23 protein-coding genes are annotated in these 25,785 nt (G+C 72.0%); 12 read left to right on the plus strand and 11 right to left on the minus strand.

The window, feature by feature from the left end; all coding sequences use genetic code 11:
* Positions 1 to 186 precede the first annotated feature (186 nt).
* The 4 genes from ACFV1J_RS11710 to ACFV1J_RS11725 all read right to left on the minus strand — a co-directional run bounded on the left by ACFV1J_RS11710 (position 187) and on the right by ACFV1J_RS11725 (position 4,087).
* Complete coding sequence (locus tag ACFV1J_RS11710; RefSeq protein ID WP_385857140.1) at positions 187 to 1,083, minus strand: universal stress protein; 897 nt, start codon at positions 1,081 to 1,083, stop codon at positions 187 to 189.
* An 82-nt stretch (positions 1,084 to 1,165) separates the two neighbouring features.
* Positions 1,166 to 2,044 carry a universal stress protein gene (locus ACFV1J_RS11715; protein WP_385857141.1) on the minus strand — a complete coding sequence of 293 codons (879 nt, stop codon included), beginning with the start codon at positions 2,042 to 2,044 and terminating at the stop codon, positions 1,166 to 1,168.
* 42 nt (positions 2,045 to 2,086) lie between these two features.
* Positions 2,087 to 3,115, minus strand: coding sequence for an alcohol dehydrogenase catalytic domain-containing protein (locus ACFV1J_RS11720; RefSeq protein ID WP_385857142.1), 1,029 nt, complete (start codon positions 3,113 to 3,115; stop codon positions 2,087 to 2,089).
* A 102-nt stretch (positions 3,116 to 3,217) separates the two neighbouring features.
* Positions 3,218 to 4,087 carry a universal stress protein gene (locus ACFV1J_RS11725; protein WP_385857143.1) on the minus strand — a complete coding sequence of 290 codons (870 nt, stop codon included), beginning with the start codon at positions 4,085 to 4,087 and terminating at the stop codon, positions 3,218 to 3,220.
* Positions 4,088 to 4,245: 158 nt separating this feature from the next.
* Between ACFV1J_RS11725 and ACFV1J_RS11730 the strand changes: the two genes are divergently transcribed.
* Entirely contained in the window at positions 4,246 to 5,121 is an 876-nt protein-coding gene (locus ACFV1J_RS11730) for a universal stress protein (RefSeq protein ID WP_385857144.1), read from the plus strand.
* 31 nt (positions 5,122 to 5,152) lie between these two features.
* Here the strand turns inward: ACFV1J_RS11730 and ACFV1J_RS11735 are convergent, their stop codons facing one another.
* Positions 5,153 to 5,827: a CBS domain-containing protein gene (locus ACFV1J_RS11735; protein WP_385857145.1), complete on the minus strand. Its 675-nt coding sequence runs from the start codon at positions 5,825 to 5,827 to the stop codon at positions 5,153 to 5,155.
* 227 nt (positions 5,828 to 6,054) lie between these two features.
* Between ACFV1J_RS11735 and ACFV1J_RS11740 the strand changes: the two genes are divergently transcribed.
* The 11 genes from ACFV1J_RS11740 (at position 6,055) to ACFV1J_RS11790 (ending at position 20,414) form a co-directional block, all read left to right on the plus strand.
* Positions 6,055 to 6,945, plus strand: coding sequence for a pyridoxamine 5'-phosphate oxidase family protein (locus ACFV1J_RS11740; RefSeq protein WP_385857146.1), 891 nt, complete (start codon positions 6,055 to 6,057; stop codon positions 6,943 to 6,945).
* 249 nt (positions 6,946 to 7,194) lie between these two features.
* Positions 7,195 to 8,070, plus strand: a complete 876-nt coding sequence (locus ACFV1J_RS11745; protein ID WP_385857147.1) for a universal stress protein — start codon at positions 7,195 to 7,197, stop codon at positions 8,068 to 8,070.
* A 62-nt stretch (positions 8,071 to 8,132) separates the two neighbouring features.
* Positions 8,133 to 10,532: a glycoside hydrolase family 65 protein gene (locus ACFV1J_RS11750; RefSeq protein WP_385857148.1), complete on the plus strand. Its 2,400-nt coding sequence runs from the start codon at positions 8,133 to 8,135 to the stop codon at positions 10,530 to 10,532.
* A gap of 107 nt (positions 10,533 to 10,639) precedes the next feature.
* Positions 10,640 to 12,433: an acetate--CoA ligase gene (gene acsA / locus ACFV1J_RS11755; RefSeq protein ID WP_385857149.1), complete on the plus strand. Its 1,794-nt coding sequence runs from the start codon at positions 10,640 to 10,642 to the stop codon at positions 12,431 to 12,433.
* A gap of 164 nt (positions 12,434 to 12,597) precedes the next feature.
* Entirely contained in the window at positions 12,598 to 13,533 is a 936-nt protein-coding gene (gene pdhA / locus ACFV1J_RS11760) for a pyruvate dehydrogenase (acetyl-transferring) E1 component subunit alpha (protein ID WP_385857274.1), read from the plus strand.
* A gap of 50 nt (positions 13,534 to 13,583) precedes the next feature.
* The gene (locus ACFV1J_RS11765) at positions 13,584 to 14,531 is read left to right on the plus strand and encodes an alpha-ketoacid dehydrogenase subunit beta (protein ID WP_385857275.1); all 948 of its coding nucleotides are present in this window, start codon (positions 13,584 to 13,586) and stop codon (positions 14,529 to 14,531) included.
* Between the two features lie 2 nt (positions 14,532 to 14,533).
* A complete protein-coding gene (locus tag ACFV1J_RS11770; RefSeq protein ID WP_385857150.1) occupies positions 14,534 to 15,967 on the plus strand; it encodes a dihydrolipoamide acetyltransferase family protein in 1,434 nt (477 codons plus the stop codon).
* Positions 15,964 to 16,209, plus strand: a complete 246-nt coding sequence (locus tag ACFV1J_RS11775; protein ID WP_385857151.1) for an acyl carrier protein — start codon at positions 15,964 to 15,966, stop codon at positions 16,207 to 16,209. The genes ACFV1J_RS11770 and ACFV1J_RS11775 overlap by 4 nt, the downstream gene beginning before the upstream one ends.
* Positions 16,210 to 16,267: 58 nt before the next feature.
* Positions 16,268 to 19,105, plus strand: a complete 2,838-nt coding sequence (locus ACFV1J_RS11780; RefSeq protein ID WP_385857152.1) for a cation-translocating P-type ATPase — start codon at positions 16,268 to 16,270, stop codon at positions 19,103 to 19,105.
* Positions 19,102 to 19,761 (plus strand): potassium channel family protein, encoded by a 660-nt coding sequence (locus ACFV1J_RS11785; protein WP_385857153.1) that lies wholly within the window; start codon positions 19,102 to 19,104, stop codon positions 19,759 to 19,761. Before ACFV1J_RS11780 ends, ACFV1J_RS11785 begins: the two co-directional genes overlap by 4 nt.
* The gene (locus tag ACFV1J_RS11790; RefSeq protein WP_385857154.1) at positions 19,758 to 20,414 is read left to right on the plus strand and encodes a potassium channel family protein; all 657 of its coding nucleotides are present in this window, start codon (positions 19,758 to 19,760) and stop codon (positions 20,412 to 20,414) included. The genes ACFV1J_RS11785 and ACFV1J_RS11790 overlap by 4 nt, the downstream gene beginning before the upstream one ends.
* 88 nt (positions 20,415 to 20,502) lie before the next feature.
* On the opposite strand, the gene ACFV1J_RS11795 is transcribed toward ACFV1J_RS11790, so the two are convergent.
* The 6 genes from ACFV1J_RS11795 to ACFV1J_RS11820 all read right to left on the minus strand — a co-directional run bounded on the left by ACFV1J_RS11795 (position 20,503) and on the right by ACFV1J_RS11820 (position 25,784).
* Positions 20,503 to 20,919 carry a CBS domain-containing protein gene (locus ACFV1J_RS11795; protein WP_385857155.1) on the minus strand — a complete coding sequence of 139 codons (417 nt, stop codon included), beginning with the start codon at positions 20,917 to 20,919 and terminating at the stop codon, positions 20,503 to 20,505.
* A 318-nt stretch (positions 20,920 to 21,237) separates the two neighbouring features.
* Positions 21,238 to 21,864: a V-type ATP synthase subunit D gene (locus tag ACFV1J_RS11800; protein ID WP_385857156.1), complete on the minus strand. Its 627-nt coding sequence runs from the start codon at positions 21,862 to 21,864 to the stop codon at positions 21,238 to 21,240.
* Positions 21,861 to 23,285 carry a V-type ATP synthase subunit B gene (locus ACFV1J_RS11805; protein ID WP_385857157.1) on the minus strand — a complete coding sequence of 475 codons (1,425 nt, stop codon included), beginning with the start codon at positions 23,283 to 23,285 and terminating at the stop codon, positions 21,861 to 21,863. Before ACFV1J_RS11805 ends, ACFV1J_RS11800 begins: the two co-directional genes overlap by 4 nt.
* Complete coding sequence (locus ACFV1J_RS11810) at positions 23,282 to 25,060, minus strand: V-type ATP synthase subunit A (protein WP_385857158.1); 1,779 nt, start codon at positions 25,058 to 25,060, stop codon at positions 23,282 to 23,284. Before ACFV1J_RS11810 ends, ACFV1J_RS11805 begins: the two co-directional genes overlap by 4 nt.
* On the minus strand, positions 25,048 to 25,575 hold the full coding sequence (locus ACFV1J_RS11815) for a hypothetical protein (RefSeq protein WP_385857159.1): 528 nt from the start codon (positions 25,573 to 25,575) through the stop codon (positions 25,048 to 25,050). The genes ACFV1J_RS11810 and ACFV1J_RS11815 overlap by 13 nt, the downstream gene beginning before the upstream one ends.
* A complete protein-coding gene (locus ACFV1J_RS11820) occupies positions 25,572 to 25,784 on the minus strand; it encodes a hypothetical protein (protein WP_385857160.1) in 213 nt (70 codons plus the stop codon). The genes ACFV1J_RS11815 and ACFV1J_RS11820 overlap by 4 nt, the downstream gene beginning before the upstream one ends.
* Position 25,785: the final 1 nt, after the last annotated feature.

A 25,785-nucleotide genomic window follows, 5' to 3' on the forward strand; every position in this document is an offset into this window, starting at 1 on the left:
AAGAAGGGGAAACCCGGCCTTCTCCGGGGGGCCGAAGGGCCCCGGATCGCCGAAGACCGCAGCCCGGCGTGGGCCAGCGAGGCGGAGGGCGCCGCCGGCCAGGCGAGTCATCACCCGGCCGGGACAATCGGATGCTGTGCCGACGGGCCGGGGCGGGGCCGACGGGAGCGGGACGGGCGTGCGCGATCAGCCGTGGGGGACGAGGGCGACCGGCGCGGGGCAGTGGTGCAGGAGGGCGTGAGCGATGTGCCCGATGCGGGGCGGGAGAGCCTTCGGCGAGGGCGTGTGCCGACCGATGACGACGAGGGCGGCTCGACTCCCGGTTTCCAGGAGGTGGCGGGCCGGCTGCCCGATGACGGCCTGCTCGGCCACGTCCACGGTCGGGTACTTCTCGCGCCACGGCCTCAGCGCACGGCGCAGGTCGGCCTGCTCCTCGGTCGCGATGTCGGTGTCCTTGGCCGGATCAGCGCCGACCGCGTAGAACACCGGAGGGTTCCAGCCGTGCACCACGACCAAGGGAGCGACTCGCAGCGCCGCGGACTCGAAGGCGACGTGGATGACGTCGTCGCAGGGCCGGCCGAGGTCGAGGCCGAGGACCACCGGCCGTGCCGACACCGTCTCTGAGGGGCGCCCCCGGTCCTCCACCTCTTCGGCCGTACGGGCCCGTACGACGACGACCGGGCGCACGCTGTGCGCCACCGTGGCCAGCGCGATCGAGCCGAGCAGGAAACCGGCGAGCCGGCCGATGCCCACGGTGCCGATCACCAGGAGTTCTGCTGTTGTGGCGACTTCGCACAGAACCTCCGGTGGAGGGCCGGCGAGCTGCTCCGCCGTGATGTCGAGGCCCGGATAGCGGTGGCGCAGCCAGGTGGTCACCTCCCGCGGGACACCCTCGGACCAGCGGCGGGCAGCCTCCGGGCCCTCTGGGGGCGCATGGGAATAGGGCTGCCATTCCCATGCGTGGACCAGCCGCAGAGGTGCGTCCCGGAGCTGTGCTTCCCGGGCACCCCAGTCCGCGGCGGCGAGCCCGGCCGGTGATCCGTCCACGCCGACGGCCACGGGGCGGGGCACAGGGCTGGTCATGGCGTACCTCCGGGGGAGCGAGGGCTTCGGTCGCACTGCACGGTGCTCGGCGTGTGCGGCCGGCCGTCCTGGACGGTCATGGTCACCCCGGGCCGCGGACCACAACGACGGGGCAGTGCGAGTGGTGCAGGACGGCCTGGCTGACGGAGCCCAGGAGGAGGCCGGCGAAGCCGCCGCGGCCACGTGCTCCCACCACCAGCAGCTGAGCGCTGCGGCTCGCTTCGATCAGGGCCGGACGGGTGCGGGACTCCAGCAGGCTCCGGCGTACGGTGACCTCCGGGTACCTGACCTGATGGCCGGACAACGACTCGGCGAGCAACCGCTCTTCCTCGTCGCGGAGCCGGTCGAGGTTCACCACCATCCGCCGCAGATCGCCGGGAGTCTCATAAGCGCGTTCGGTCCAGGTGTTCCACACGTGCAGGGCGAGCAGTTCCGCCTCCCGCAGCGAGGCCTCGGCGAATCCGAAGGCGACCGCTGCCGCGCCCTCGGGTGAGCCGTCGACCGCCAGGACCACAGGTCCCTCAGGCGCTGGTCTGCCGCGGACGACCATGACCGGGCACCGGCCGTGCGCCGCGAGGTGGACGGCCGTCGATCCCACCAGCAGACCGGCGAAACTGCCGATGCCACGGCTGCCGACCACGATCAACTCGGCGGTGTGTGACTGGACTTCGAGTGCTGAGAGCGCATCGTCGATGACGACGGTGTGGGTGACGTCCACCTCTGGTTCCACGTTCTGCGCGTGGGCCACAGCCTCGGCGACGATGTGCTCGGCCACGTCACGCAGCCCGGCCTCGGCCGGCCCGAGCCTGGTACGGCCGAGTGGAGTGTCCCGGGCCGGCCAGCCGAACGCGTGCACCACGCGCAGTCCCGTCCTACGCAGGTGCGCCTCGTGCGCGGCGACCTCCACTGCGGCGAAGCTCGATTCCGAGCCGTCGAACCCCACCACCACCGGGTCACTCATCACCGACCCCCTTCTTCGCGGTGATCCGTTCGGAGTGCACTCTCACTCCCGGTGCAAGGCGACCTTGAGGGCTCCGGTGTCGGCACCCCGGGAGAAGACGTCGTAGGCCTCCTCCATCTGGTCGAGGACGAAGGAATGGGTGACCAACTCGGAGATGTGCAGGCGGCCGGACACGACCAGGTCGAGAAGCCACGGGATGGAAAACGTGTCCACCTGGCCGGTGCTGATCGTGATGTTCTTGCGCCACAGCGCCTCAAGGTGCAGCGTCGCGGGTTGGCCATGCATGCCGATATTGGCGATGTGCCCTCCCGGGCGCACTGCCCGGGTGCACAGGACGAAGCTCTCGGGGGCGCCGACGGCCTCGATGACCACGTCGGCTCCCGGACCCTCCGCCAGATCGCTGATCATCCGCCCAGGCAGCTCGGCGAAGTCGGCGCCGAGACGCGTGGCAGCTTCGAGCCGGGAGGGCGAGAGGTCCACGGCGATGGTCCGGCGGGGTGAGAACAGCCGGGCGGTGATGATTGCGGCAAGTCCGATGGGCCCGGCCCCCACGACGACGACGGTGTCCCCGGGGCTCACTTGGCCGTTGCGGACCCCCACCTCGTAGGCGGTGGGGAGCACTTCGGCCAGCAGCACCGCGTCCTGGCGGGTGAGCGCGCCGGGGCACCGGTGCGTGGAGAGGTCGGCGAACGGGACCCGGACGAGCTCGGCCTGCGTGCCGTTGATGCTGTTGCCGAGCAGCCACCCGCCTCCTCCGCGGCACTGCCCGTACGCGTTCTCCCGGCAGTACGAACAGTGTCCGCAGGCCGAGACGCAGGACACGATGACCTGCTCACCGGGGCGGACGGAGTGCACTTCGGAGCCGACCTCCGTGACCGCACCGACGGCCTCGTGGCCGAGCACCGTCCCCGGCTCCACCTCGGGCAATTCCCCGGCGAGGATGTGCAGGTCGCTGCCGCAGACGGTGGTGGTGTCGACGCGCACGATCGCATCGGTCGCCTCCTCGATCACGGGGTCCGGGATCTCGTCCCAGCAGGACTCCCCGGGGCCCCGGTAGACGAGCGCTCGCATGGCTCACTTCCTCGCTGTCATGCCTTTGCGGTCGCCCCTGGGGCCCGCGGCCGCTCCGTCGCCGGTGGGCCCCGATGTCCCTGGTGCGAGCCGGTGCCCGGGTCAGTCATGGGGAACGATGGCGAGCGGACAGGCCGCGTGGTGCGCGGCGGCATGGCCCACATTGCCCAGGCGGGGCGCCAGGGCGGGGCGGTGCCCGCGTCGGCCGATCACCAGCAGATCGGTCCCCGGGGCCGCCTCGACGAGCGCCCGGGCCGGGCTTTCGAGGCGGACGCTGTGGACCATCCGTACGCCGGGGAACTTCTCGTGCCAAGGGCGTAGGACGTCGCCCAGCTCCTTGAGGGCAGCCGCCCGGATCTCGTCGCAGACCGCGGGATCCACGCCCCACGGCGCGTAGGCGGCAACCGGCAGGCTCCGCCCGTGCACGGCGTGCAGCGGCACCCCGCGCACGGCGGCGGCGTCGAAGGCGAAGTCCAGCAGGCCGTCACAGGGCCCGTGCAGGCTCAGTCCCACGACCACCCGGCCGCCGTTCGGGGCGGAAGACGGCTCGGCGCTCGTCCCGGCACGAACGAGAGTCACCGGCCGTTCCGCCCGGCCCACGACATCCATCGCGATGTCCCCCAGGAAGAAGCTTTCGGCAGGCCCCAGCCCACGCGAGCCGAGCACCAGCATCCAGGACCGTGCGGCCGCCTCCAGGAGGGCCGTCGTCGCGTCTTCGGCGACCAGGGCTTCGGTGAGGTCCAGCTCCGGGTAGTGCTCGTGGAGCTCGCTCCGCGCGTCGTGCACAAGCCGCTCCGACCAGTAATTCTGGTCCGCTTCCGAAGGCGCGCCCACGGCTGTTGCCGAGAGCATCGGCCAGGCGTGCAGCAGGCACAGCGTGCGGTGGTGCCGAAGGGCTTCTCCGGCGGCCCAGCGGGCGGCAGCAAAGCTCTCGACCGAGCCGTCGAGGCCTACCGTGACGGCTTGTTCCATGGCGGTCGCCTCCCTATGGGCAGAAGCTGGGGTCACAGGGGGACTGCTCCCCTTCCAGCGTGCGGCCGTACCGTGACCGGCGCCAGGCGCGTGAGTTCCGGTTCCGGGAGGTCCTGGACGTGGCTCGAGGGGGCGCGGACCGGGAGGAGGTGCGGGCAGTGGGAATTCCTCTGGTGGTCGGCGTCGATGGATCCGAGGCCGGCCTCCGGGCGGTGGATTGGGCCGTCGACGAGGCGGTACGCCACGGAGTACCGCTCCATGTGGTGCACGTGGCCGCAGCCGGCGACGTCCCCGGGCGGCGGATCGGCCGTGCAGACGCTGCGGAGTGGGGGGCCCGGGAGAGGGCCGACAGCGTGATCGCCAGGGCGGTGGCACGTGCGCGAGACCGTGCTCCGGCGCTCCGGCCGTCGAGCGAGGTGCTCCACGGGGATGCCGCGGCCGAACTGACGGCGAAGGGCCGCAACGCCTTCGCCGTCATCCTCGGCTCCCGCGGTACGGGGGGCCTGACGGAGATGCTTCTCGGATCGGTCAGCCTGGCCGTGGCGGCGCGCGCCGACTGCCCCGTGGTCGTCGTACGCGGTGGGGCTGAGCGGTGGGACAGCCGCTTCGGGAACGTCGTCGTGGGGATCGAGGACGGGGAGAGCAGCGGCACCGCCGTACGGTTCGCGCTCCGCGAGGCTCACGCACGGGACTGCGGTCTGACGGCCGTGCATGCCTGGCACGGCGTCACCGGTGTGCGGGCCGAGCCACCGGCCCCTTCGGGCTGGGGGGCGGAAGCCCACCGGCGTCCACCGACGCAGGTGCTCGACGAGGCGCTGAGCGGTCCCCGTCAGCAGTACCCCCGGGTCATGGTGAGCCGCAGGGCGGTCGAGGGACCGGCGCGGCAGGCGCTCCTGGAGGCGTCTTCCGCGGCCGACCTGCTCGTCGTGGGAGCGCACCGACGGCGCGGTCATTTCGGCCTGCAACTGGGCCTGGTCAGTCACGCGCTGCTGCATCACGCACCGTGTCCGGTCGCTGTCGTGCCGCAGATATGAGGACCGCTGCGTGCGGAGAGACGGAGACGGCTCAGGTCCCGACGACGGTGCTCCGGGTGTCGTCCGTCTCGTAGGCAAGGTGCTCGGAGACCGAGACCACGCCGTCGACGCTGAGGCACAATCGCTCGATCACGGGGATCAGGCTCTTGGCCGGGACGGTTCCGGTGAGAGTGACCTGCCCTTCGCGCACCTCGACGGTCACGCCGGAAGGGGCGAGGCCCAGTGTCCGGTGCAGCAGATCCTGGGTGATCTCGGCGCGGATCGCGTGGTCGTGCCGCAGGAAGATCCGCAGGAGGTCACCGCGGCTGACGATGCCCACCAACTTGTCGGTCTCGTCCACCACGGGAAGCCGCTTGACGTTCTGGACCGCCATCAGGCGGGCTGCCTCGACCACGGTCCACTCCTCCCGCGCGCACACCGCGGGAGCCGACATCAGCTCCTCCGCCCGTGAGCCTTCGGCCTTGGCCCGTTCCCACGCCTCCAGATGAGGGATCGGGGTCCGGCCGGACGGATCGGTCTGGTCCGCCGACTTGCGGAGCAGATCCGCCTCGGACACCACCCCCATCGGACGGCCTGCCGCATCGACCACCGGGACGGCGGTGACATCGTTCTCCGCCAGCGTCCGGACGATCTCCTTGAACGGCGTCTGCGGCTGTACCTGGATGACGCCCCTGGTCATGAGTTCCCCGACCGTTCGGTGCTGCATGTGCTTCTCCCTCCGGGCGGATCATGAGGGCCGGTCGCCCCGCCACCTCTCCATCCTGGTCCGGTGCGGTCCGCGCCGGATGAGCCGACCGGCCCTTTCGTGGTGGGAAGTCGCATCGGATCCGTTCGGCCCTGGTGGGTGGCCCGGTGGGCGCATGCCGTCGGCCTGCCGCTGTGCCACGTTGGAAGAAGGCATGTCACAGCAGAGTCGGAGAGCGGGGCGATGACATGCGGGCTCACATCGGGGACCAGCTCGTGGTGGAGAGTCCGTCCACGGGCGCGGTCAGACGGGACGGCGAAATCGTCCGGGTTCCCCACGAGGACGGGACTCCGCCCTACGAGGTGCGCTGGGCGGACACGAACGAGGTGACCCTCGTGTTCCCGGGCCCGGACGCGCACATCCAGCACCTCTCACATCAGCCGGAGGCCGGGCGGACCCCGCCGGAGCTGTCGGTGTCGGAGCAGCCCACCCATTGGCCGCTCGACCCCGGCGACATAGGCCGCCGGGTGGCCCATGAGCGCAGGCGGCAACGGCTCACCCGGGCGGAGGTGGCCGCGCGCAGTGGCATCTCGGCGTCCTACCTGGCCTACCTTGAGGAACGGCCGGCGAATCCGACCAGCGGCACACTCAACGGGCTGGCCGGTGCGCTGGGCACCACCGTGCGGCGGCTGCGCGGTGGCGGGGTCGATCTGCCGCCCGGTGGCGGCGAGGCCGGGTACCACCCGCAACTACGGGAGCTCGATCCGGAGGAATGCCGGGCCCGGCTGTCGACGCACGGGGTGGGACGCATCGCCGTGACGACGCCCGACGGGCTGGCGGTGGTCCCGGTGAATTACGAGGTCGTCGATGGCGCGATCGCTTTCCGGACCGCGCCCGGAACGGTCGTTGCAGCGGCTGCCGGGACGAGGGTGGCGTTCGAGGTCGACCAGGTGGACGACGCCATGAGCCGGGGCTGGAGTGTGCTCGTCCTCGGTCCGGCCCGGGCCGTCACCGAACCCGCGGCCGTACGCCGGCTGACCGAACGGGCCCATACCAAGCCCTGGGCGGGCGGCGAACGACCGCTCTGGGTGCTCATCGAACCCGAGCGCCTCACTGGACGACGCATCGAGACCGACTGAGGCATCGCGAACGGCCGGGTGCGGCTTCGGTGACCCCCAACCGCTGTCCGCAGCGACGCCGGCCGATGACGCCGCCGGCGCCCCGTCCCTGCCACCCCGCGCAGCCGTGGCGCGCCTCGGCACGATACAGCAGGTCGGCACCGCGTCTCGCGACGGAACCCGGGCGGTGCGACGGTGGATCGGAAGGGCCTTGCAGCGCCGCGGGCAGGTCTCAGGAAGCGGGCAGGTCTCAGGAAGGTGGTGGGGACGATGGAGCTCCCGCTGGTCGTGGGTGTGGACGGTTCCGACTCCAGTCTGGAGGCCGTGGACTGGGCGGTGGAGGAGGCGGCCCGCCACGGCGTACCGCTGCGCCTGGTTCACGCCTCGCGGTGGGAGCGCTACGAAGGCGTCCAGCCGTCGTTCGCCACCGACCGCCCCGCCGATCAGGTGCTGGCCGAACACATCGTCGCGTCCTGCGAGGAGCGGGCCCGGCTGCGTGACCAGGGCGTGAAGGTGTCGGGCGTGGTGGTGCCCGATGACGCCGTCTCCGCACTGCAGAGCGCGGGACGGGAAGCCTTCGCGCTGGTCACCGGGTCCCGCGGGCGCGGCGGGCTCGCCGGGCTGCTGCTGGGCTCGGTGAGCCTCGCGTTGGCGGCCCGCGCCGTGTGCCCGGTCATCGTCGTCCGTGGTGCTGAGCAGAATCGGCAGGGGGCCTTTCACCAGGTCGTTCTCGGAGTGGGGGACACCCCGGGGCAGTCGGCCGCCATCAGGTTCGCCTTCCGGGAGTCCGAGGTGCGCCAGGGCACCCTTCGCGCGATACACGCATGGCGCCTCCCGGCCCACGAGACGGCGGACTCCGCGCTTCCGACCGACTCCGCCGTCCGTTCCCACGAGGAGCGCGCCTCGGCGCTGCTCGCCGAGGCGCTGCGCACTGCGGCATCGGACCACCCTGCGGTCGAGGTGCACCAGCAGGCGACCGAGGGGCCTGCCCAGCGGGTCCTGCTGGATGCCACGGCCCAAGCGGACCTGCTGGTTGTGGGGGCCCTGCGGCGCCACGGCCACTTCGGGCTGCAGCTCGGCCGGGTCAACCACACCGTGCTGCACCACTCCGCCTGCCCGGTGGCCGTGGTCCCCCAACGAGCGTGACGTTCCGGTACGTGGGGCCGCCTACGGCTGCGGTCTGAGCGCAACGGATGCGAGGCCCGGACATGCCGGAGTGGACCTGGGAGTACGAGGGCTACGACCCCGCTGCCGAACGGTTGCGGGAGTCGCTGTGCACGCTCGGCAACGGCTACTTCGCGACCCGCGGCGCAGCGCCCGAGAGCAAGGCCGGTCTGGTGCATTATCCGGGCACGTACGTTGCCGGGTGTTACAACCGCCTGGAATCGACCGTGGCCGGCCGGCGAGTCGAGAACGAGGATGTGGTCAACCTTCCGAACTGGCTGCGGCTGCGGTTCCGCCTCAGCGGTGCGGACGGCTCGGCCGAGCCGTGGTTCTCCCCGGACATCTGCGCCCCGGTCGGCTACCGACAGGTGCTGGACCTGCGCCGGGGCACGCTGACGCGCCGCTTCCGATTTCCGGGCGGTGCGGGCGGCGTCGTGGGAGTCGAGCAGTGCAGTCTGGTGCACATGGGGGACCCGCACCTGGCCGCGCTGCGCACCGAGTTCACCGCCGAGGGCCGGGCCGGATCGATCGAGGTGGAGTCCGCCATCGACGGCGACGTGATCAACGGCAATGTGCACCGGTACCGGTCCCTCAACCGTGCTCACCTGGCCCATGTCCAAACCGGTGCCGCGGAACCCGACACGGTGTGGCTGCGCTGCCGTACCAGCGGCTCGGACATCGGCATCAGCCTGGCGGCCCGCACCACAGTCGTCGGTCGGCCGGGCACGTCGTCGTCTCTGCACCCCGGCCGACGTCGGGCCGCGCACCGCATGGTCGTCCCCCTTGCCCCGGGAGAGCCCGTGGTCGTGGAGAAGACGGTCGCGCTCCACACCTCGCGGGACCCGGCGATCAGCAACCCGCTCGCGGCGGCACTCGACCGGGCCGGGACCGCCCCTGACTTCTCCGCGCTGCGGAACTCCCACGCTGCCGCCTGGGAGGGACTGTGGCGGCGGGCGGAGGTGTACGTGCCGGGGGAGGCCGGCCGGGTCCTGCGGCTGCATCTCTTCCATGTGCTGCAGACGCTGTCGCCGCACACAGCGGAGCTGGACGCCGGCGTCCCCGCCCGGGGGCTGCACGGAGAGGCGTACCGGGGTCACGTCTTCTGGGACGAGCTGTTCGTCCTGCCGTACCTGAACCTGCACTTCCCCGAGGTGGCGCGCGCCTTGCTCAACTACCGTCACCGGCGGCTGCCCCAGGCATGCCGCGCAGCCGCCGAGGCGGGCAGGAGCGGAGCGATGTACCCGTGGCAGAGCGGCAGCGACGGGCGCGAGGAGACCCAGGAACTGCACCTCAACCCACGGTCCGGGCGCTGGCTGCCGGACCACTCCCGGCTTCAGCGCCACGTCGGCTCCGCCATCGCCTACAACGTGTGGCAGTACTGCGAGGCGGTCGGTGACACCGAATTCCTCCACACCAAGGGCGCTGAGATGCTGCTCCAGATCGCGCGCTTCTGGGCGGACAGCGCCGTACACGACCCAGCCCTCGGCCGCTACCGCATCCGCGGTGTGGTCGGCCCGGACGAGTACCACGACGGCTACCCGGGCGCCGTACAGCCGGGTCTGGACGACAACGCGTACACCAACGTCACCGCGGCGTGGGTCCTCATGCGAGCTCTCGAACTCGTCCGCCGTCTCCCTGCGTGGCGCAGGCAGGACCTGTTCGAGCGGCTCCGGCTGGACGGCGGCGAACTCCACGAGTGGGAGGAGATCTCACGGCGGCTGCGGGTCCCCTTCCACCAGGGCGTGATCAGCCAGTTCGCCGGCTACGGCGACCTCGTCGAGCTCGACTGGGCCGCGTACCGCAAGCGGTACGGGAACATCCGGCGGCTGGACCGCATCCTGGAGGCGGAAGGGGACACGGTCAACCGCTATCAGGCCTCCAAGCAGGCCGATGTGCTGATGCTCGGCTACCTCTTCTCGCACGCCGAGCTGGCGGACCTCTTCCAGCGGCTCGGTTACCCCCTGACGGACGAGAGCTGGCGCAACACCGTCGAGTACTACCTGCGCCGCACCAGCCACGGGTCCACCCTCAGCGGCCTCGTCCACGGCTGGGTGCTCGCCCGCGTGCACCGTGGCGACGCCTGGGAGTACTGCCGGGACGCGCTCGAAGGAGACGTGGCCGACCTGCAGGGTGGCACCACAGGTGAGGGCATCCACCTCGGCGCGATGGCCGGCACCCTGGACCTGGTACAGCGCGGCCTGACCGGACTCGAAAGCCGGGAGGAGGCCCTGAGACTGGACCCGGTGCCGCTGCCGGAGCTGTCCGAGTACGGCTTTTCGCTGCGCTACCGCGGCCACTGGGGTGTGGGCATGCGGCTGCACGCCGGCCGGCTGCGGATCACCGTGCCCGACTCCGAGGAGGCTCCCATCCGCCTGGTGCTCCCCGACCGAGCGGTCACGGTCGCCCCTGGGGACAGCTCGGTGCTCGAACTGCCACCCGGTTGATCCGTGGACCGGCCCGCCCGGATCCGTCATCGAGCCCTTCGGCCCCATGCACGCCGGGCCGGGATCCGCGATTCTGGAAGCAGCGGCAGGCTCCGGAAGGACAAGCGATGAGCTGGGAGACGATCCGCAAGGCCGAGGCACCGGCCGTTCCCCCGAATCTCGCCGACTACGAACAGGTTCGTGCCGATTTCACCTGGTCACAGGCGCGCACCGAGCTGGACGGCCTGCCCGGCGCGCGGGGACTGAACATGGCGCACGAGGCCGTCGACCGGCATGCGGGTCCCGATCACGGCGGCAAGGTCGCACTGCGGTGCATCGGGCGCGACGACGCCGTGTCGACCGTCACCTACGCCGAGCTGGCCCGTCGTACGGCCCGCTTCGCGAACGTGCTCCGGTCGCTGGGTGTCGGCTCCGGAGACGTGGTGGTCACCCTGCTCGGCCGGTGTCCGGAGCTCTACATGACCGTGCTGGGCACCCTCAAGAACACGAGCGTGCTCTGCCCGCTGTTCTCCGCGTTCGGTCCCGACCCTGTCGAGCAGCGCCTCAGGCTCGGCGACGCGAAGGTGCTGGTCACCACGGCGGCCCTCTACCGACGCAAGGTCGCGGAGCGCAGGCCGTCACTCACGGGGCTCGCACACGTCCTCATCGTCGGCCCCGGCGCGGACGAACTGCCCGGCACGCTGTCGTTCGACGCGCTGACCGCGGCCGCGTCCGAGCAGTTCACCATCCCGCCGACCTCTCCCGAGGACCGAGCACTGCTGCACTTCACCAGTGGGACCACCGGTGCTCCCAAGGGCGCGATCCACGTGCACGAGGCGGTCGTCGCGCAGCACGCCACGGCGGCGTACGCACTCGATCTGCATCCCGAGGACGTGTACTGGTGCACCGCCGACCCCGGCTGGGTCACCGGCATGTCGTACGGCATCATCGCTCCGCTCGTCCATGGTGTGACGCTGGTGGTCGACGAGGGCGACTACGACGCCCGGCGCTGGTACCGGATCCTCGACGAGCAGCGCGTCAGCGTCTGGTACACCGCGCCCACGGCTCTGCGCATGCTCATGCGCACCACCCCCCGGCACGGGAGCCACGAGCTGCCCGCCGCCCACGACCTGTCGCGACTCCGCTTCGTCGCGTCCGTCGGCGAGCCCCTCAACCCCGAGGCCGTGGTGTGGGGTCAGGAGGTGCTGGGCCTGCCCGTCCACGACAACTGGTGGCAGACCGAGACCGGTTGCATCATGATCGCGAACTATGCCGCGTGCGAGATCCGGCCCGGTTCGATGGGGCGGCCGCTGCCGGGCGTCGAGGCGACGGTCCTGGAGCGCGGCGAGGACGGGCGGGCGTCGATCACCGACGGCAGGGTGAAGGAGCTTCAAGAGCCCGGTGTCGAAGGCGAGTTGGCGTTGCGGCCCGGCTGGCCGTCCATGTTCCGTGGCTATCTGAACGACCGGAAGCGTTACGAGGCCGCGTTCGCCGACGGCTGGTACCTGACCGGCGATCTCGCCAGGCGGGACGAGGACGGGTGGTACTGGTTCGTGGGGCGTGCCGATGACGTCATCAAGTCTGCGGGGCACCTGGTCGGCCCCTTCGAGGTGGAGAGCGCGTTGATGGAGCACCCGGCGGTCGCCGAGGCCGGGGTGATCGGACGGCCCGACCCCGTGGCCGGGAACGTCGTCAAGGCGTTCGTGTCGCTGCACCCCGGCGCCGAGCCCACGCCGGCGATGGAGCGGGAACTGCTGGCCTTCGCCCGCCGCCGGTTGGGGCCCGCCGTCGCGCCGCGGGAGATCGCCTTCGACCAGAACCTGCCCAGGACCCGCAGCGGGAAGGTGATGCGCCGGCTGCTGCGCGCCCGCGAACTCGGATTGCCCACCGGCGACCTGTCCACTCTGGAGGGATCGGCATGAGCACAGCGCGCGGCACCCGCAGACGGACGCCTGCCACCACCGCCAAGCGGGCCGACATGGCGAACGCGCGTCGGACCAGGGCGGGTCCGGCGGCCGCGGAGACCGTAGCGGCGCCCGCCGCCGACCGGTCGAGGGCCGAGCACCGTCAGCGACTGCTGCACGCCATGCTGCGCATCCGGCGTTTCGAGGAGCGCTGTGTCGAGTTGTACAGCGCGGGCAAGATACGCGGTTTCGTCCACCTCTACATCGGGGAGGAGGCCGTCGCCGTCGGCGTCAACGAAGCCCTGACACCCGAGGACGCGGTGGTCGCCACGTACCGCGAGCACGGCCACGCGCTCGCCCGGGGAATCCCGGCCGATGACGTGATGGCCGAGATGTACGGCAAATCGACCGGCTGCAGCGGGGGCCGCGGCGGATCCATGCACCTCTTCGACGCCGGACGCCGCTTCTACGGCGGCAACGCGATCGTCGCCGGCGGGCTCCCGCTGGCCGCGGGGCTCGCACTCGCCGCGCGGATGCGCCAACAACCCTGTGTCATCTGCTGCTTCTTCGGAGACGGCGCGTACGCCGAAGGGGAGTTCCACGAGACCGCGAATCTGGCCGCCCTGTGGCAGTTGCCGGTGCTGTTCGTCTGTGAGAACAACCTTTACGCCATGGGGACGGCCATCGAACGGCACGAGGCGCAGACCGATCTGGCGCTGCGCGCCGCCTCGTACGGAATGGCGGCATGGGCGGTGGACGGTATGGACGTCGAGGCCGTCGAACGCGCGGCCCGCCGGGCCGCCGAGAGCATCCGGGGCGGCGGCGGACCGCACTTCCTCGAAATGCGCACCTACCGGTTCCGCGCCCACTCCATGTACGACCCGGACCGCTACCGCGACAAGGCGGAGATCGAGGAGTGGAAGGCCCAGGACCCGGTCGACCGGCTCAGGGACCGCATGCGTGACGAGCACGAACTGGGTGACCAGCAACTGGCCGACATCGAAGGCCGGGTCACCCAGGAGGTCGAAGCCGCTGTCGAGGCGGCCGAACAGGCCCCCGAGGAGCCGGTCGCAGATCTGCTGCGGCACGTCACCAGCGCTGCCGGAGGGATGACGTGACCACGGGAGCTCCTCGGCCCGAAGAGCGCACGACGACGTACCGGGAGGCGATGCGCGAGGCCCTTCGTGAGGCGCTGCGCGCCGACGACCGGGTCTTCCTGATGGGCGAGGACGTGGGTAGGTACGGCGGCTGCTTCGGCGTGAGCCTCGGCCTGCTGGAGGAGTTCGGGTCGGAACGCGTCCGTGACACACCGCTGTCGGAGTCGGCGTTCGTGGGCGCGGGCATCGGTGCCGCGCTGTCCGGAATGCGGCCGATCGTCGAGATCATGACGGTCAACTTCAGCCTGCTCGCCCTCGACCAGATCCTCAACAACGCCGCCACGCTGCTGCACATGTCGGGCGGCCAATTGCCCGTACCCCTCGTCATCCGCATGACCACGGGGGCGGGCCGACAGCTCGCCGCACAGCATTCCCACAGTCTGGAAGGGTGGTACGCACACATTCCCGGCATCCGCGTGCTCGCCCCGGCGACCGTGGTGGACGCCCGCCACATGCTGGCCCCGGCACTGGCCGATCCCGATCCGGTACTGATCTTCGAGCACGGCAGCCTCTACAACACCGACGGCGAACTGCCACCGTCCGTCCCCGCGGTGGACCTCGACCATGCCGCGGTCCGGAGGCGGGGCACGGACATCTCCCTGATCACGTACGGTGGTTCGCTTCCGAAGGTCCTCGCGGCGGCGGACGAACTTGCGGCGGAGGGAATCAGTGCCGAGGTCGTCGACCTGCGCACGCTGCGACCGCTCGACGGCGAGGCCATCGCCGCCTCGGTGGCGCGGACACACCGCGCGGTGGTCATCGACGAGGCATGGCGCAGTGGCAGTCTCGCCGCGGAGGTGTCGGCGCGGATCGCCGAAGGGTCGCTCTACGAACTGGACGCACCGGTGGAACGGGTCTGCAGTGCGGAAGTCCCCATCCCGTACGCTCGCCTGCTCGAACGGGCCGCTCTGCCGCAGACCGCCGATGTCGTCGCGGCCGCGCATCGGGCGGTGGACTGACGATGGCAGAGTTCACGATGCCGTCCTTGGGCGCCGACATGGACGAGGGGACGCTGCAGGAGTGGCTGGTGCGGGCCGGTGACGAGGTCCGCAGAGGGGATCCGGTCGCGGTCGTCGAGACCGCGAAGTCCGCGATCGAGGTGGAGTGCTTCGAGGCGGGCAGGGTCGGGCGGTTGCTCGTGGAGCCCGGTACGACCGTCCCGGTCGGGACACCGCTCGCGTGGATCGAGCCGGTGGGGGAGACCGGGGCGCCCGAGCCGGAGGCGGGCGCGGAGGCCCGCAAGCGCCGGAAGGCGGAGGCGGCGCGGGCCCCATCGCGAACCGGGCCGGAGCAGGCACCCACCGCCGGGCCGACGCCGGGTCACGCGGAGCTCCCCGCGGCCGTTACGGCCACCGGCCGGGCCGATTCCCGGGCCCCGGGCCGCCCCGAGAGTGTCCACGGCGAGGCCGGCCCCCTGATCCGGCGCCTCGCGGAGCGGGCCGGAGTCGACCTGGACGCCCTCCACGGGTCCGGGCAGGGCGGACGCGTCACCCGTGCCGATGTCGAACGTGCCGCCGCGACGCCCCGGCTGCCCGGCCGTGCCACCCCCTTCGCCCGGCGACTGGCACGCGAGCTGGGCGTCGACCTGTCCGCAGTGACGGGTACCGGCCACGACGGCGCCGTGCGCGCCGCGGACGTGCGCGCGGCGGCACCCGGCCCGACCGTGCCCGCCGAGCCGAAGACCGAAGGCGAGGCACCGGCCCCGCCTGCCCCACCCGTCCAGGACCGTCGGCCGGCGAGGATGCGCGAGGCCATCGCGGGCCTGATGAGCCGAGCGAACCGGGACATCCCGCACTACTACCTGTCCACGACCGTCGACATGACGGCCGCGCTGGAATGGATGCACGAGCACAACCGCCGCTGCCCGGTCGGCGAACGGCTCCTTCCCGCGGCCCTGTTGCTCAAGGCCGCGGCCCGAGCGGCCCGAAAGGTGCCCCAGCTCAACGGCTTCTGGACCGATGACCACTTCACCGCCGGCGACGGGGTGCACCTGGGCGTGGCCGTATCACTGCGCGGTGGCGGACTGGTCGCCCCCGTGCTGCGCGACGCCGATGCCCTCGAACTTCCGCGGCTGATGGCGGACATGAAGGACCTGGTCGCCCGGGCCCGTACGGGCAGGTTGCGGGGTACCGAGGTGTCCGGTCCCACGATCACCGTCACCAATCTGGGCGACCAGGGAGTCGAATCCGTGCTCGGCGTGATCCATCCGCCCCAGGTGGCCTTGGTGGGCTTCGGCCGCGTCGTGGAACGGCCGTGGGCGGTCGACGGCCTCCTCGGCGTACGGCCTGTGGTCACGGCCACCCTGTCCGCGGACCACCGGGCCACCGACGGAGCGGTCGGGGCCCGATTCCTCACCACCGTCGACCGCCTCTTGCAGAGCCCGGAGGAACTATGAAGCGCGAAGAAGCACTCGACATGGTGAAGGCATCGCTGGCCGAGATCGTTCCGGACGCCGACTTCACCGCCCTGGGGCCCGACGACACGTTCCGGGACGCGCTGGAACTCGACTCGCTCGACTTCCTGACGTACATCGAGATCCTCGGCAAACGGGCCGGGACCCGGATCGAGGACGAGGACACGCCGCACCTCACCACGCTGGCGAGCAGCGCCGACTTCCTCGTCGCGCGCACGGGGTGAGGAGCATGGTACGTCGGCTTCCGGCCCACCGTAGGCGGGCCCCCGGATCGCGCCCGGCATGACTCAGCTCCTGACCCCCGGTGACGTACCGGGGCCGACGGCCGGTGTCGAAGCGGCGGGCTCCCGGGTGCGGACGGCGGCACCCGGCGACGTCTTCGCTGCGCTCGACACCTCGCCGCGGGGGCTCAGCGCGGCGGACGCGGTGGCGCGGCGGGACCGGTACGGCCCCAACGAGCTGCCACGCGCCCGACGCCGGGGCGTGTGGCGGCAACTGGCGGCGCAGTTCACCGACCTGTTCGCGATCGTCCTGCTCGTCGCGTCCGCGATCACCTTTCTCGCCTACGAGCTGCAGCAGCCCCCGGACGCCGGCACGTTCCGGCTGGCCGTGGCCATCCTCGCCGTGGTGGTGCTGAACGCGTCCATCGGCTTCGCCCAGGAGTACTCCGCCGAGCGGACCGCGCAGTCCCTGCAGGCGATGGTGCCGCACACCTGCCGGGTGCTGCGCGAGGGGGAGCGGCAGGAGGTGCCCGCGCGCGACCTGGTGCCGGGCGATGTCGTGGTCCTGGAGGCCGGGGACGCCGTGTCGGCGGACTGCCGCCTGATCGAGGCGCACGAGGTATCGGTGAACAACGCGGCGCTGACCGGGGAGAGCGAGGCGGTCGGCCGCACCGGCGACGCGGAGGCGGCCGGACCACTGCTGGAGGCGCGCAACTGCGTGTTCATGGGCACGGACGTCGTCGCCGGGACCGCGAAGGCCGTGGTGTTCGCCACCGGCGCGGCCACCGAGTTCGGCCGGATCTTCCGGCTCGCGGCGGCGGCGCCGGGGCAGAAGACCCCGCTGCAGCTCCAGGTGGCGTCGATGGCCCGCCGGGTGGCGGGGGTGGCCCTGGCCATCGGGGCGGCCCTGTTCGTGGTGCGGGTGCCGACCGGTCAGCCGTTCGTGGAAACGTTCGTGTTCGCACTGGGGGTGATGGTCGCCCTGGTGCCGGAGGGCCTGCCCGCGACGTTGTCCGTGTCGCTGGCGATCGGCGTACGACGGATGGCCCGCAGACACGCGCTGGTGAAGAAGCTGCTGGCGGTGGAGGCACTGGGGTCCACCACGGTCGTGTGCACGGACAAGACCGGAACGCTGACGCAGGCCGAGATGACCGTCACGCAGATATGGGCGGGCGGCGCATCGCATCCCGTCTCGGGCGTGGGCTACGCGCCGGTCGGCGAGGTCACCGACCCCTTGGCCGTACGCGAGCTGCTGCGGGCCGCGGCCCTGTGCTGCAACGCCCGGCTGGTGCCTCCCGCTACCGACGACGGGAGGAGCCCCCGGCCCGCGCACGAGGGCTGGCGGGTGCTCGGCGACACCACCGAGGGGGCGCTGCTCGTCGCCGCTGAGAAGGCCGGGATCGATCCGGTCGCCGAGGAGGGCCGTGCACCGCGCGTGACGGAGAACCCGTTCGACTCGGTCCGCAAGCTGATGAGCACCGTGCACCGGTCCCCGGACGGCGACACCTACCGCGCGTACGTCAAAGGGGCCCCGCAAGAGCTGCTCGCCCGGTGCACCGACATCGACTGGAAGGGCGAGCGGCGGGCCCTGACGGACGAGCTGCGCGCCGACGTCATCGCGGTGAACGACGAACTCGCCTCCCAGGGACTGCGTGTGCTGGCGGCGGCCTGGCGGCCGGTGAGCGGCCCCGGGGCCGTCCAGGACGAGGCGGAATCCGGGCTCACGCTGCTCGGTCTGGTCGGCATGCTCGACCCGCCGCGGCCGGAGGTCAGTGCGGCGGTCGACGCCTGCCGGCGGGCCGGAATCCGTATCGTCATGGTCACCGGCGACCATCCGCTGACCGCCGAGGCCGTGGCCCGCCGGGTGGACATCGTGCGGCGGGCCGTTCCCACCGTGGTGACCGGTGCATCCCTCGACACGATGGACGACGACGCCCTGGACGGCCTGCTCGCCGGGCCGGCCGAGCTGCTGCTGTGCCGGGTCAGTCCCGAGCACAAGATGCGGGTGGTCACCGCCTTCCAACGCCGTGGCGAGGTGGTCGCGGTGACCGGTGACGGGGCCAACGACGCCCCCGCCCTCAAGCACGCGGACATCGGCGTGGCGATGGGTGCCTCGGGGACGGACGTCGCCCGGGAGGCGGCGGTCATGGTGCTGCTGGACGACTCGTTCGCCTCCATCGCCACGGCGGTGCGACTGGGCCGTTCGGTCTACCAGAACATCCGCAAGTTCCTGATCTACCTCTTCAGCCACAACATTGCCGAGCTCGTCCCGATCCTGGCCGCGACATTCGTGGGCTTCCCGCTCGTTCCGATCACCGCCGTGCAGATCCTCGCGATCGACCTCGGCTCGGACGTCCTGCCCGCCCTGGCGCTGGGCGCCGAGCCGCCCGAACCCGACGTCATGGACCGCCCGCCGCGCTCCCGCCGGGAGCGGCTGTTCTCGGCCGGCGTGATGGGACGGATCCTGTTCCTGGGCGGCATCCAGGCGCTGGGCGTGTGCGTCGTCTTCTTCTGGCACATCCACGCCGCCGGGATCCCGTACTCCCGCTTCACCGAGGACGACACTGTCTACCGGGAGGCGATCACCATGGTTCAGGCGGGGATCGTGGTCAGTCAGTTCTTCAATGCGCTGGCCGTGCGTACCGAGCGCCAGAGCGTGTTCCGGATCGGGTTGCTGTCCAATCCCTGGCTGCTGGCCGCGGGGTGTTTCGGCATCGGCCTGATGGCGGCGATCAGCTATCTGCCCGCGCTGCAGGCCGTCTTCCACACCGCCCCGCTGGCTGTGGCCGACTGGGCGGTCCTGGCGGGCTTCGGAGTGCTGCTGCTGGCCGCTGAGGAAACCCGCAAGTGGTGGCTGCGGAGCCACCGGTCCGGGGCCAGGAAGGGAGCAGGACGATGAGAGTGATCATCGTCGGGTGCGGACGGGTCGGATCCCGGCTCGCCGCCCGGCTCGCCATCGAGGGCCATGACGTACGGGTGGTCGATCTTCTGACCACGGCACGCAGGCTGCTGCCCGTCGGCTTCACCGGCCGCTTCCACGAAGGAAACGGCTTCAGCCGTACGGTACTTCAGGCCGCCGGCATCGAGCACGCCGACGCGTTCGTCGCCGTCACCGCCACCGACAGCAGCAACCTCGTCAGCGCCCGGACCGCCAAGGAGACGTACCGGGTCCCCTTCGTCCTCGCCCGGGTCGACGACCCCGACCGTGCCGACATCTACCGCGAACTGGGCATCCCCACTGTCGCCGGCGTCCGCTGGACGGTGCATCAGATCCACCGGATGCTGCTGCACCGCCACCTCACGCCGGAACTCTCCTTCGGCAACGGGGAGACCCTGCTGGTCCGTTCCGAGCTGCCCGCCTACGTCACGGGACGCCGGCTGACCGAGTTCGACGTCGACGGTGAGATCCGCGTCGTGGAGGTCACCCGCGCGGGCCGTTCCCTCGTGCCCGCGCACGGCACCCCCGCCGAACCCGGCGACCTGGTCACCTTCGCCGTGGCAGCCACCGCCCTCGGCCGCCTGCGCGGCTTCCTCGACAAGGAGCTGGGGACGTGAAGGCCCTCATCGTCGGCGCCGGCCGGCTCGGCACCCAGATCGCCCAGGTGCTCGCCGCGGCTCAGAACGACGTCACCCTCGTCGACCACGACGAGGCCCGGATCGCCGAACTCGAAGGCCGCCTCGCCGTGCGCCTCGCTGCCGGCGAGGCCTGCGAGCCCGGCTTCCTGGAGCACGTCGGCGCCCTCACCACCGACCTGCTCATCGCCGCCACCGGCAACGACGAGGACAACCTCGTCATCAGTCTGCTCGCCAAGCGGCGGTTCGACGTCCCGCGGGTCGCGGCCCGTGTCAACGACGCGGAGAACACCTGGCTGTTCGACCACCGCTGGGGCGTCGACATCCCCGTTCCCGCCGCCACCCCGCTGATCTCGCTCATCGAAGAGGCGACCGGCGCCACCGATACGGTCGCGCTGCTCCGCCTGAGCAAGGCGGGCGTCAACGTCATCGAAACCGCGATCACCGCGCAGTCCCGCGCAGCCGGCCGGGCACTGGCCGACATCGTGCTCCCCGCCGGCACGGTCATCACCACCGTCATCCGGGACGGCCAGCCCACCGTTCCCACCCCCGAGATTCGGCTGCAGGCCGGTGACGAACTCCTCGTCGTCTCCCACACCGCGACCGAGCAGGAAATCCACGCCGCCTTCCAATGACCCGTGGCGCCCTCCCACGACCCATGGCGCACCGCTCCGGACCGGCGACCTCGGCCGCCGGCCCGGGAGGGGGCCGTCCGCCGCAGAGTCAGGAGCCCGCGATGACCTCGACGAAGTGGCCCACCTGTTCCTCCGTCAGGTGGCGTGCGAGGTCCGCTTCGCTGATCATGCCGACGAGGCGGTGGTCGGCGATGACCGGAAGCCGCCGGATCCGGTGTTCCTCCATGGCCCGGAGCACCTGGTCCGCGTCGGCTTCGGCATCGATGGTGACGGGCTTTCCCTGTTCCAGGGCCCCCGCGGTCATGGTCTTGGGATCCTTGCCCTTGGCAAGGCACTTCACCACGATGTCACGGTCGGTGATGATCCCGTGCAGCCGGTCATCCGGACCGCAGATCGGGAGGGAACCGACACCCAGCTCACTCATCCGGCGCGCGGCGCTCTCCAGGGTTTCGTTCTCCTGCACGCAGGTGGCGCCGGCGTGCATGATCTCTCGAGCAGTGGTCATGGTGATTCCTCCGGGTCCGGACGCTCCGGCCCGTCCCGGCCGCGCGCCCAGGAAATCCGCGTACACAAAAGGCGAGGAGGACCACCCACTTCTCGCGGGTCCCGATTGCGCGGTGCGCGGCTTCGCTCCGCTGCTCCGCGTCTCCGATGTCCTCCTCGTCACTTTCAGTAAAGCCCACCGGCCCGGCGCCGGTACAGGGCCGAACGGCCTTCCTGATGAGCCGACCGGCCCAACGGCCTGCCCGACGGGCCGACCGGCCCCGACGGTACGGCGGAGGCGCGGGACGACGCCTGACCGGTGCCGAGGGGACCCGATACCTCACTCGTGGGATCCGGCCTGCTGTGCGGCCCAGCGGCGGCGGACCGCGTCCTCGTGGTCGGTCTGTTCGAGCGCGAGGCCCACCCGGGCGAGCGCCTCCTCCAGGCGGGGGATCCAGTGGCGCCGCAGGGCGCGGACCCGATGACGGACGCGGAGCAGTTCCGCGCCGACGAGCCGGGCCGCCGCTCGTGCCGCGGCGTAGTCGGCCGCCGCCCGCACCGCCTCACGGTACGCGGCCTCGGCCTGCGCCAGAGCGGTGTTCCTCGGGGCGGCCGCGACGGGGTCCCGGTCCGGGAACGAGCAGGAGGCGCCGGACGGATGGCGCACTCCCATGGTGGACGTCTCGTCGACGGTGACCTCTGCGGGGCCCATCCCCTCCGCTGCTGCTGCCAGGGCCTGCTCACCGCCCAGGAGGAGCGCCCTCAGCAGCCAGGTCTCCGCCACGGCCACGTTCTCGTGCCACCGTCCCGCGCACGTCCGCTCGGCATCGCGGAGGGCCTCGTGCCGCACCTGCAGGATGTGCAGTTTCTGTTCCAGGAGATCGGCTCCCCGCAGGGCCACGTCCAGACTGCGCCGGAGGCGAAGACGGCCGGCTCGGGAAGGGGAGGCGCGGGCCGCGGAGGTCATTCGTCCGCTCCCGTCCCGTCGTTCCCCGCCGCCCCGGGTGATGTCTCCTTCACGCCCTGTCCGTCGAGCAGTTCGGCCGGGAGCATGGACAACTCGCTACGGGGCAGCGTACGCAGTACGCGCCAGGCACGCTCCAACGTGTTGTCCAGGGAACGCAGTTCGTCGCTGCGCTGGGCCACGAAGTCCCGGAGAAACGCCTCGTCGAACGCGAGGTACCGGAGGTCGGTCCGGCTGAGCCCCGACTGCCCCACCAGGTCGGCCAGTTCGCGGACCTGCCGGGCCCGGGCGAGGGCGGCGAGCAGCTGTGCCGCGACGTCCAGGTGGTCGGGGCGGGTGCGGCCGGGGCCCGCGCCCTTGCGCATCAGGCGGGACAGCGAGGAGAGGGCGTCCACCGGTGGGTACACGCCCCGCGCATGCGCCTCGCGCGTCAGCACGATCTGCCCCTCGGTGATGTAGCCGGTCAGGTCCGGGACCGGGTGGGTGATATCGCCCGCGGGCATCGTCAGGACCGGCAGGACGGTGACGGAACCGGGACGACCGCGGATCTTCCCACAGCGCTCGTAGAGCGAGGCGAGGTCGCTGTAGAGGTAGCCGGGGTACGCACGACGGGCCGGGATCTCGCCGCGAGCGGCCGAGACCTCGCGCAGCGCCTCCGCGTAGCTGGTCATGTCGTTCATCACCACGAGCACGTGGCGTCCGCCGGCGAACGCGAGGTGCTCGGCGACGGTCAGCGCGACACGTGGGGTGAGGATCCGTTCGATCACCGGGTCGTCGGCGGTGTTGAGCAGCAGAACCAGTTCACCGGCGGCGGAGCGCTCCTCCAGAGCGTCGCGCACGAAAGCGGCATCCTGGTGCGTGAGACCCATCGCGGCGAAGACGACACTGAACGGTTCGCCGCCGGCAGTGGCCTGGGCGGCGATCTGCGTGGCGAGTTCGAGGTGCGGCAGCCCCGCCACGGAGAACACCGGCAGCTTCTGTCCCCGTACCAGGGTGGTCAGCCCGTCGACGGCACCGACACCGGTGAGCACCGGCTCGGACGGCGGTTCGCGTCGCACCGGATTGATCGGGTCGCCGCTCACCGCTGCCCGGGTCTCCGCGAAGACCGGCGGCCCGCCGTCGACGGGCTCGCCACGACCGTTGCACGCCCGCCCCAGCCAGCCCGGCCCGACGGGGATGCGCAGCGGCCCGCCCGCGAAGGCGACCCGGAGGCCGGCCGGATCCATGCCCGTGGTGTCCTCCAGCACCTGTACGACGGCGAGTTCCCGGTCCACCTCCAGGACCAGGCCGTACCGCTGCTCGCCCGATTCCAGGGTGATCCGGACGAACTCGTCCCAGCCGACGCCCGACACCCCTTCGACGACGGCGAGCGGACCACGCAACTCGCGCACCGTCGTGTATTCGACCTCACCCCAGCCGGTCACCGCATGTCCCGTAGCCGGGCGAGCACGGTGTCCCTCCGTGCCGCCACACCTGCTGCGTCATGCGGGCCGACGTCCTCGCGTGCGCGGAGCAGCGGTCCGAAGTCCGCTTCCTCGACGACGGCGGGCGGCACGCCCGCATCGACCAGTTCCCGGCAGCGCCCGGCGACCGCGAGCACGGCGTCGACCAGTGCCGCCGTCTTGTCCGCTGAGCAGTACGCGTCCTGGGCGGAAAGGGCACTCTGCTGGAGCACCGCCTCGCGCACCAGCCGCCCGGCGAGGACGCTGATGCGCTCCCGGGCCGGCAACGCGGCGATGCCGATCAGGTCGACGAGATCGGCCAGCCGGTCCGCCTCACCCAGCAGCGCGGCGATACCGTTGCGCCGCGCGGGCCAGGCCGGGTCCGTGGCCGCCCGCCGGGCGCCGAGCGCCTCCGCGTCACGGGAGAAGGACCCCGACCAGGAGACGGCCGGGTAGTGACGGCCGTAGGCGAGGTCGCGGTCCAGCGACCACAGGCAGCGCACGAACCGCTCGGTGTGCGCGGCGACCGGCTCGGTCAGATCGCCACCCGGCGGCGACACCGCGCCGATCACGGTGACCGACCCCCGGCCGCCGCCCAGCGTGGTGACGGTCCCCGCCCGCTCGTAGAACGCGGCGATCGCCGAGGCCAGCCCCGCCGGATAGCCCTCCTCCGCGGGCAACTCACCGGTGCGGGAGGCGAATTCCCGCAGCGCCTCGGCCCACCGCGAGGTCGAGTCGGCGATGACGACGACATCGAGACCCATGTCCCGGAAGTACTCGGCGACCGTGGCGCCCGTGTAGATGCTCGCCTCCCGCGCCATCATCGGCATGTTCGAGGTATTGGCGATGGTGACGGTCCGGTCCGCCAGCCGTCCCCCGGTGCGGGGGTCCTCCAGTACGGAGAGCTCGGTGATGACGTCGGCCATCTCATTGCCCCGTTCGCCGCAGCCGATGTAGACGATGACATCGGCGTCGCACCACTTGGCGATCTGTTGGAGCAACACGGTCTTCCCGGTGCCGAAGCCGCCCGGTACGGCGACCGTGCCGCCCCTGGCGACCGGGAAGAGCAGGTCGATCACCCGCTGGCCGGTGTTCAGCGGCTCCTGAGGACCGCCCCGCTCGCGGACCGGCCGCGGCCGCCGGACCGGCCACGAGGTGCCGGTCCGCACTTCAGCGCCGCCCACCACGGCCACCACCGCGTCCTGTGGAACGGGCCCCTCGGCGGAGATCCGCTCCACCACGCCGCCGCAGCCCGGTGGTACGAGGACCTGTACCCGTACCGGCCCCGCGCCGATGAGTTCGCCCACGGCGGCGCCCTCCGAAGCCCAGGTCCCGATGCCCGCGCCGGGGACGAACGACCACGTGCGCCGGCCGTTCCCGGGCCGGGCGGCGCCGGGACGCAGCCAGTCCCCGCTGCCGGACAGCGGGCGCAGCAAGCCGTCGAAGACGCCCCCGAGCAGCTGAGGACCGAGCTTCGCCGAGAGCGGACCGCCCTGGGCGGCCGCAACGTCCCCCGGCGCGAGTCCGCCCGTGTACTCGTAGGCCTGCACGGTGACCACGCCGCCGCTGATCGCCACCACCTCACCCGGCAGTCCCGCCCCGCCGAGCGAGACCAGGTCGTACATCGCGGTGCCTCCGGCGTACTCCATCTCGACCAGGGGACCGGCGACGCGCACGATGCGGCAGGCGCCGCCGGGCGGCTCACGTCGCCGGGCCGCCTCGGTGGTCCCGGCTCCCGAAGCTCCTACCGCGCCCACAGTTTCTCCACTTCCGGCCCGATCCGGTCCAGTGCGCGTGCGGCGAGGGCGTCCAGCGTGCAGTCGACGTACCGCCCCCCGGCACGGACGACCACACCACCGTCGGGATGCTCGGTGACGTCCGCGTCCGGTCCCAGGAGCCCGCGGGCACGAAGGGTGAGCCGGTCGAGGACGGAGCCGTAGCCGTCGGTGTCCCGCAGCCCCCGGACGCGTTCGGCGGCGCGCAGGCGGAGCTGCTCGTAGGCCTCCCTGCGCACGCCCAGGTCGCGTGCCCTGGCGGTACGACGGGCCTGCAGGAGAACGGCCCGCCCGGCAGCCGCGCCCTCAGCTTCGCCCTGCCGGCGGGCGGCGTCGAGGATCGCCCGCTCCTCGGCACGGGCGGCATCCAGCACGTCCGCGGCCTCGCGATCCGCTCGGGCGAGCAGCGCCCGGGCATCTGCGTGGGCAGCCCGGAGCAGTTCGGTGCGCACCGGTTCGAGGGCGGCACCCGCCTCACCTGGGACCGGCGTCCTCATGGCGGCAGCACCGCGGTGAGCGGGGAGACGCGCTCGCACACCTCCGGACCGAGGACATCGGCCGCCCCCGGCGTGAGAATCACCAGCCCCATGTCCTCCCCGATGTCCTGCCACGCCTCGCGCACCGCGTCAGGCTCCTCGGCGACGAGGACGGTCACCCCGGCCAGTGCCAGCCCCGCCACCCGTACTTGCTCACCGAGGGCGGCCACC

Source organism: Streptomyces sp. NPDC059649 (genome assembly GCF_042734445.1).
Classification (GTDB): domain Bacteria; phylum Actinomycetota; class Actinomycetes; order Streptomycetales; family Streptomycetaceae; genus Streptomyces.

What these genes read in the sequence shown, in the direction of transcription:
- ACFV1J_RS11770 (WP_385857150.1), top strand. Translation starts at nt 14,534, where the DNA reads ATGGCAGAGTTCACGATGCCGTCCTTGGGCGCCGACATGGACGAGGGG.
- ACFV1J_RS11815 (WP_385857159.1), bottom strand. Translation starts at nt 25,575, where the DNA reads ATGAGGACGCCGGTCCCAGGTGAGGCGGGTGCCGCCCTCGAACCGGTG.
- ACFV1J_RS11795 (WP_385857155.1), bottom strand. Translation starts at nt 20,919, where the DNA reads ATGACCACTGCTCGAGAGATCATGCACGCCGGCGCCACCTGCGTGCAG.
- ACFV1J_RS11720 (WP_385857142.1), bottom strand. Translation starts at nt 3,115, where the DNA reads ATGCGAGCGCTCGTCTACCGGGGCCCCGGGGAGTCCTGCTGGGACGAG.
- ACFV1J_RS11735 (WP_385857145.1), bottom strand. Translation starts at nt 5,827, where the DNA reads ATGCAGCACCGAACGGTCGGGGAACTCATGACCAGGGGCGTCATCCAG.
- ACFV1J_RS11775 (WP_385857151.1), top strand. Translation starts at nt 15,964, where the DNA reads ATGAAGCGCGAAGAAGCACTCGACATGGTGAAGGCATCGCTGGCCGAG.
- acsA (WP_385857149.1), top strand. Translation starts at nt 10,640, where the DNA reads ATGAGCTGGGAGACGATCCGCAAGGCCGAGGCACCGGCCGTTCCCCCG.
- ACFV1J_RS11765 (WP_385857275.1), top strand. Translation starts at nt 13,584, where the DNA reads ATGCGCGAGGCCCTTCGTGAGGCGCTGCGCGCCGACGACCGGGTCTTC.
- ACFV1J_RS11710 (WP_385857140.1), bottom strand. Translation starts at nt 1,083, where the DNA reads ATGACCAGCCCTGTGCCCCGCCCCGTGGCCGTCGGCGTGGACGGATCA.
- ACFV1J_RS11800 (WP_385857156.1), bottom strand. Translation starts at nt 21,864, where the DNA reads ATGACCTCCGCGGCCCGCGCCTCCCCTTCCCGAGCCGGCCGTCTTCGC.
- ACFV1J_RS11745 (WP_385857147.1), top strand. Translation starts at nt 7,195, where the DNA reads ATGGAGCTCCCGCTGGTCGTGGGTGTGGACGGTTCCGACTCCAGTCTG.
- ACFV1J_RS11725 (WP_385857143.1), bottom strand. Translation starts at nt 4,087, where the DNA reads ATGGAACAAGCCGTCACGGTAGGCCTCGACGGCTCGGTCGAGAGCTTT.
- ACFV1J_RS11785 (WP_385857153.1), top strand. Translation starts at nt 19,102, where the DNA reads ATGAGAGTGATCATCGTCGGGTGCGGACGGGTCGGATCCCGGCTCGCC.
- ACFV1J_RS11780 (WP_385857152.1), top strand. Translation starts at nt 16,268, where the DNA reads ATGACTCAGCTCCTGACCCCCGGTGACGTACCGGGGCCGACGGCCGGT.
- ACFV1J_RS11750 (WP_385857148.1), top strand. Translation starts at nt 8,133, where the DNA reads ATGCCGGAGTGGACCTGGGAGTACGAGGGCTACGACCCCGCTGCCGAA.
- ACFV1J_RS11740 (WP_385857146.1), top strand. Translation starts at nt 6,055, where the DNA reads ATGCGGGCTCACATCGGGGACCAGCTCGTGGTGGAGAGTCCGTCCACG.
- pdhA (WP_385857274.1), top strand. Translation starts at nt 12,598, where the DNA reads ATGCTGCGCATCCGGCGTTTCGAGGAGCGCTGTGTCGAGTTGTACAGC.
- ACFV1J_RS11715 (WP_385857141.1), bottom strand. Translation starts at nt 2,044, where the DNA reads ATGAGTGACCCGGTGGTGGTGGGGTTCGACGGCTCGGAATCGAGCTTC.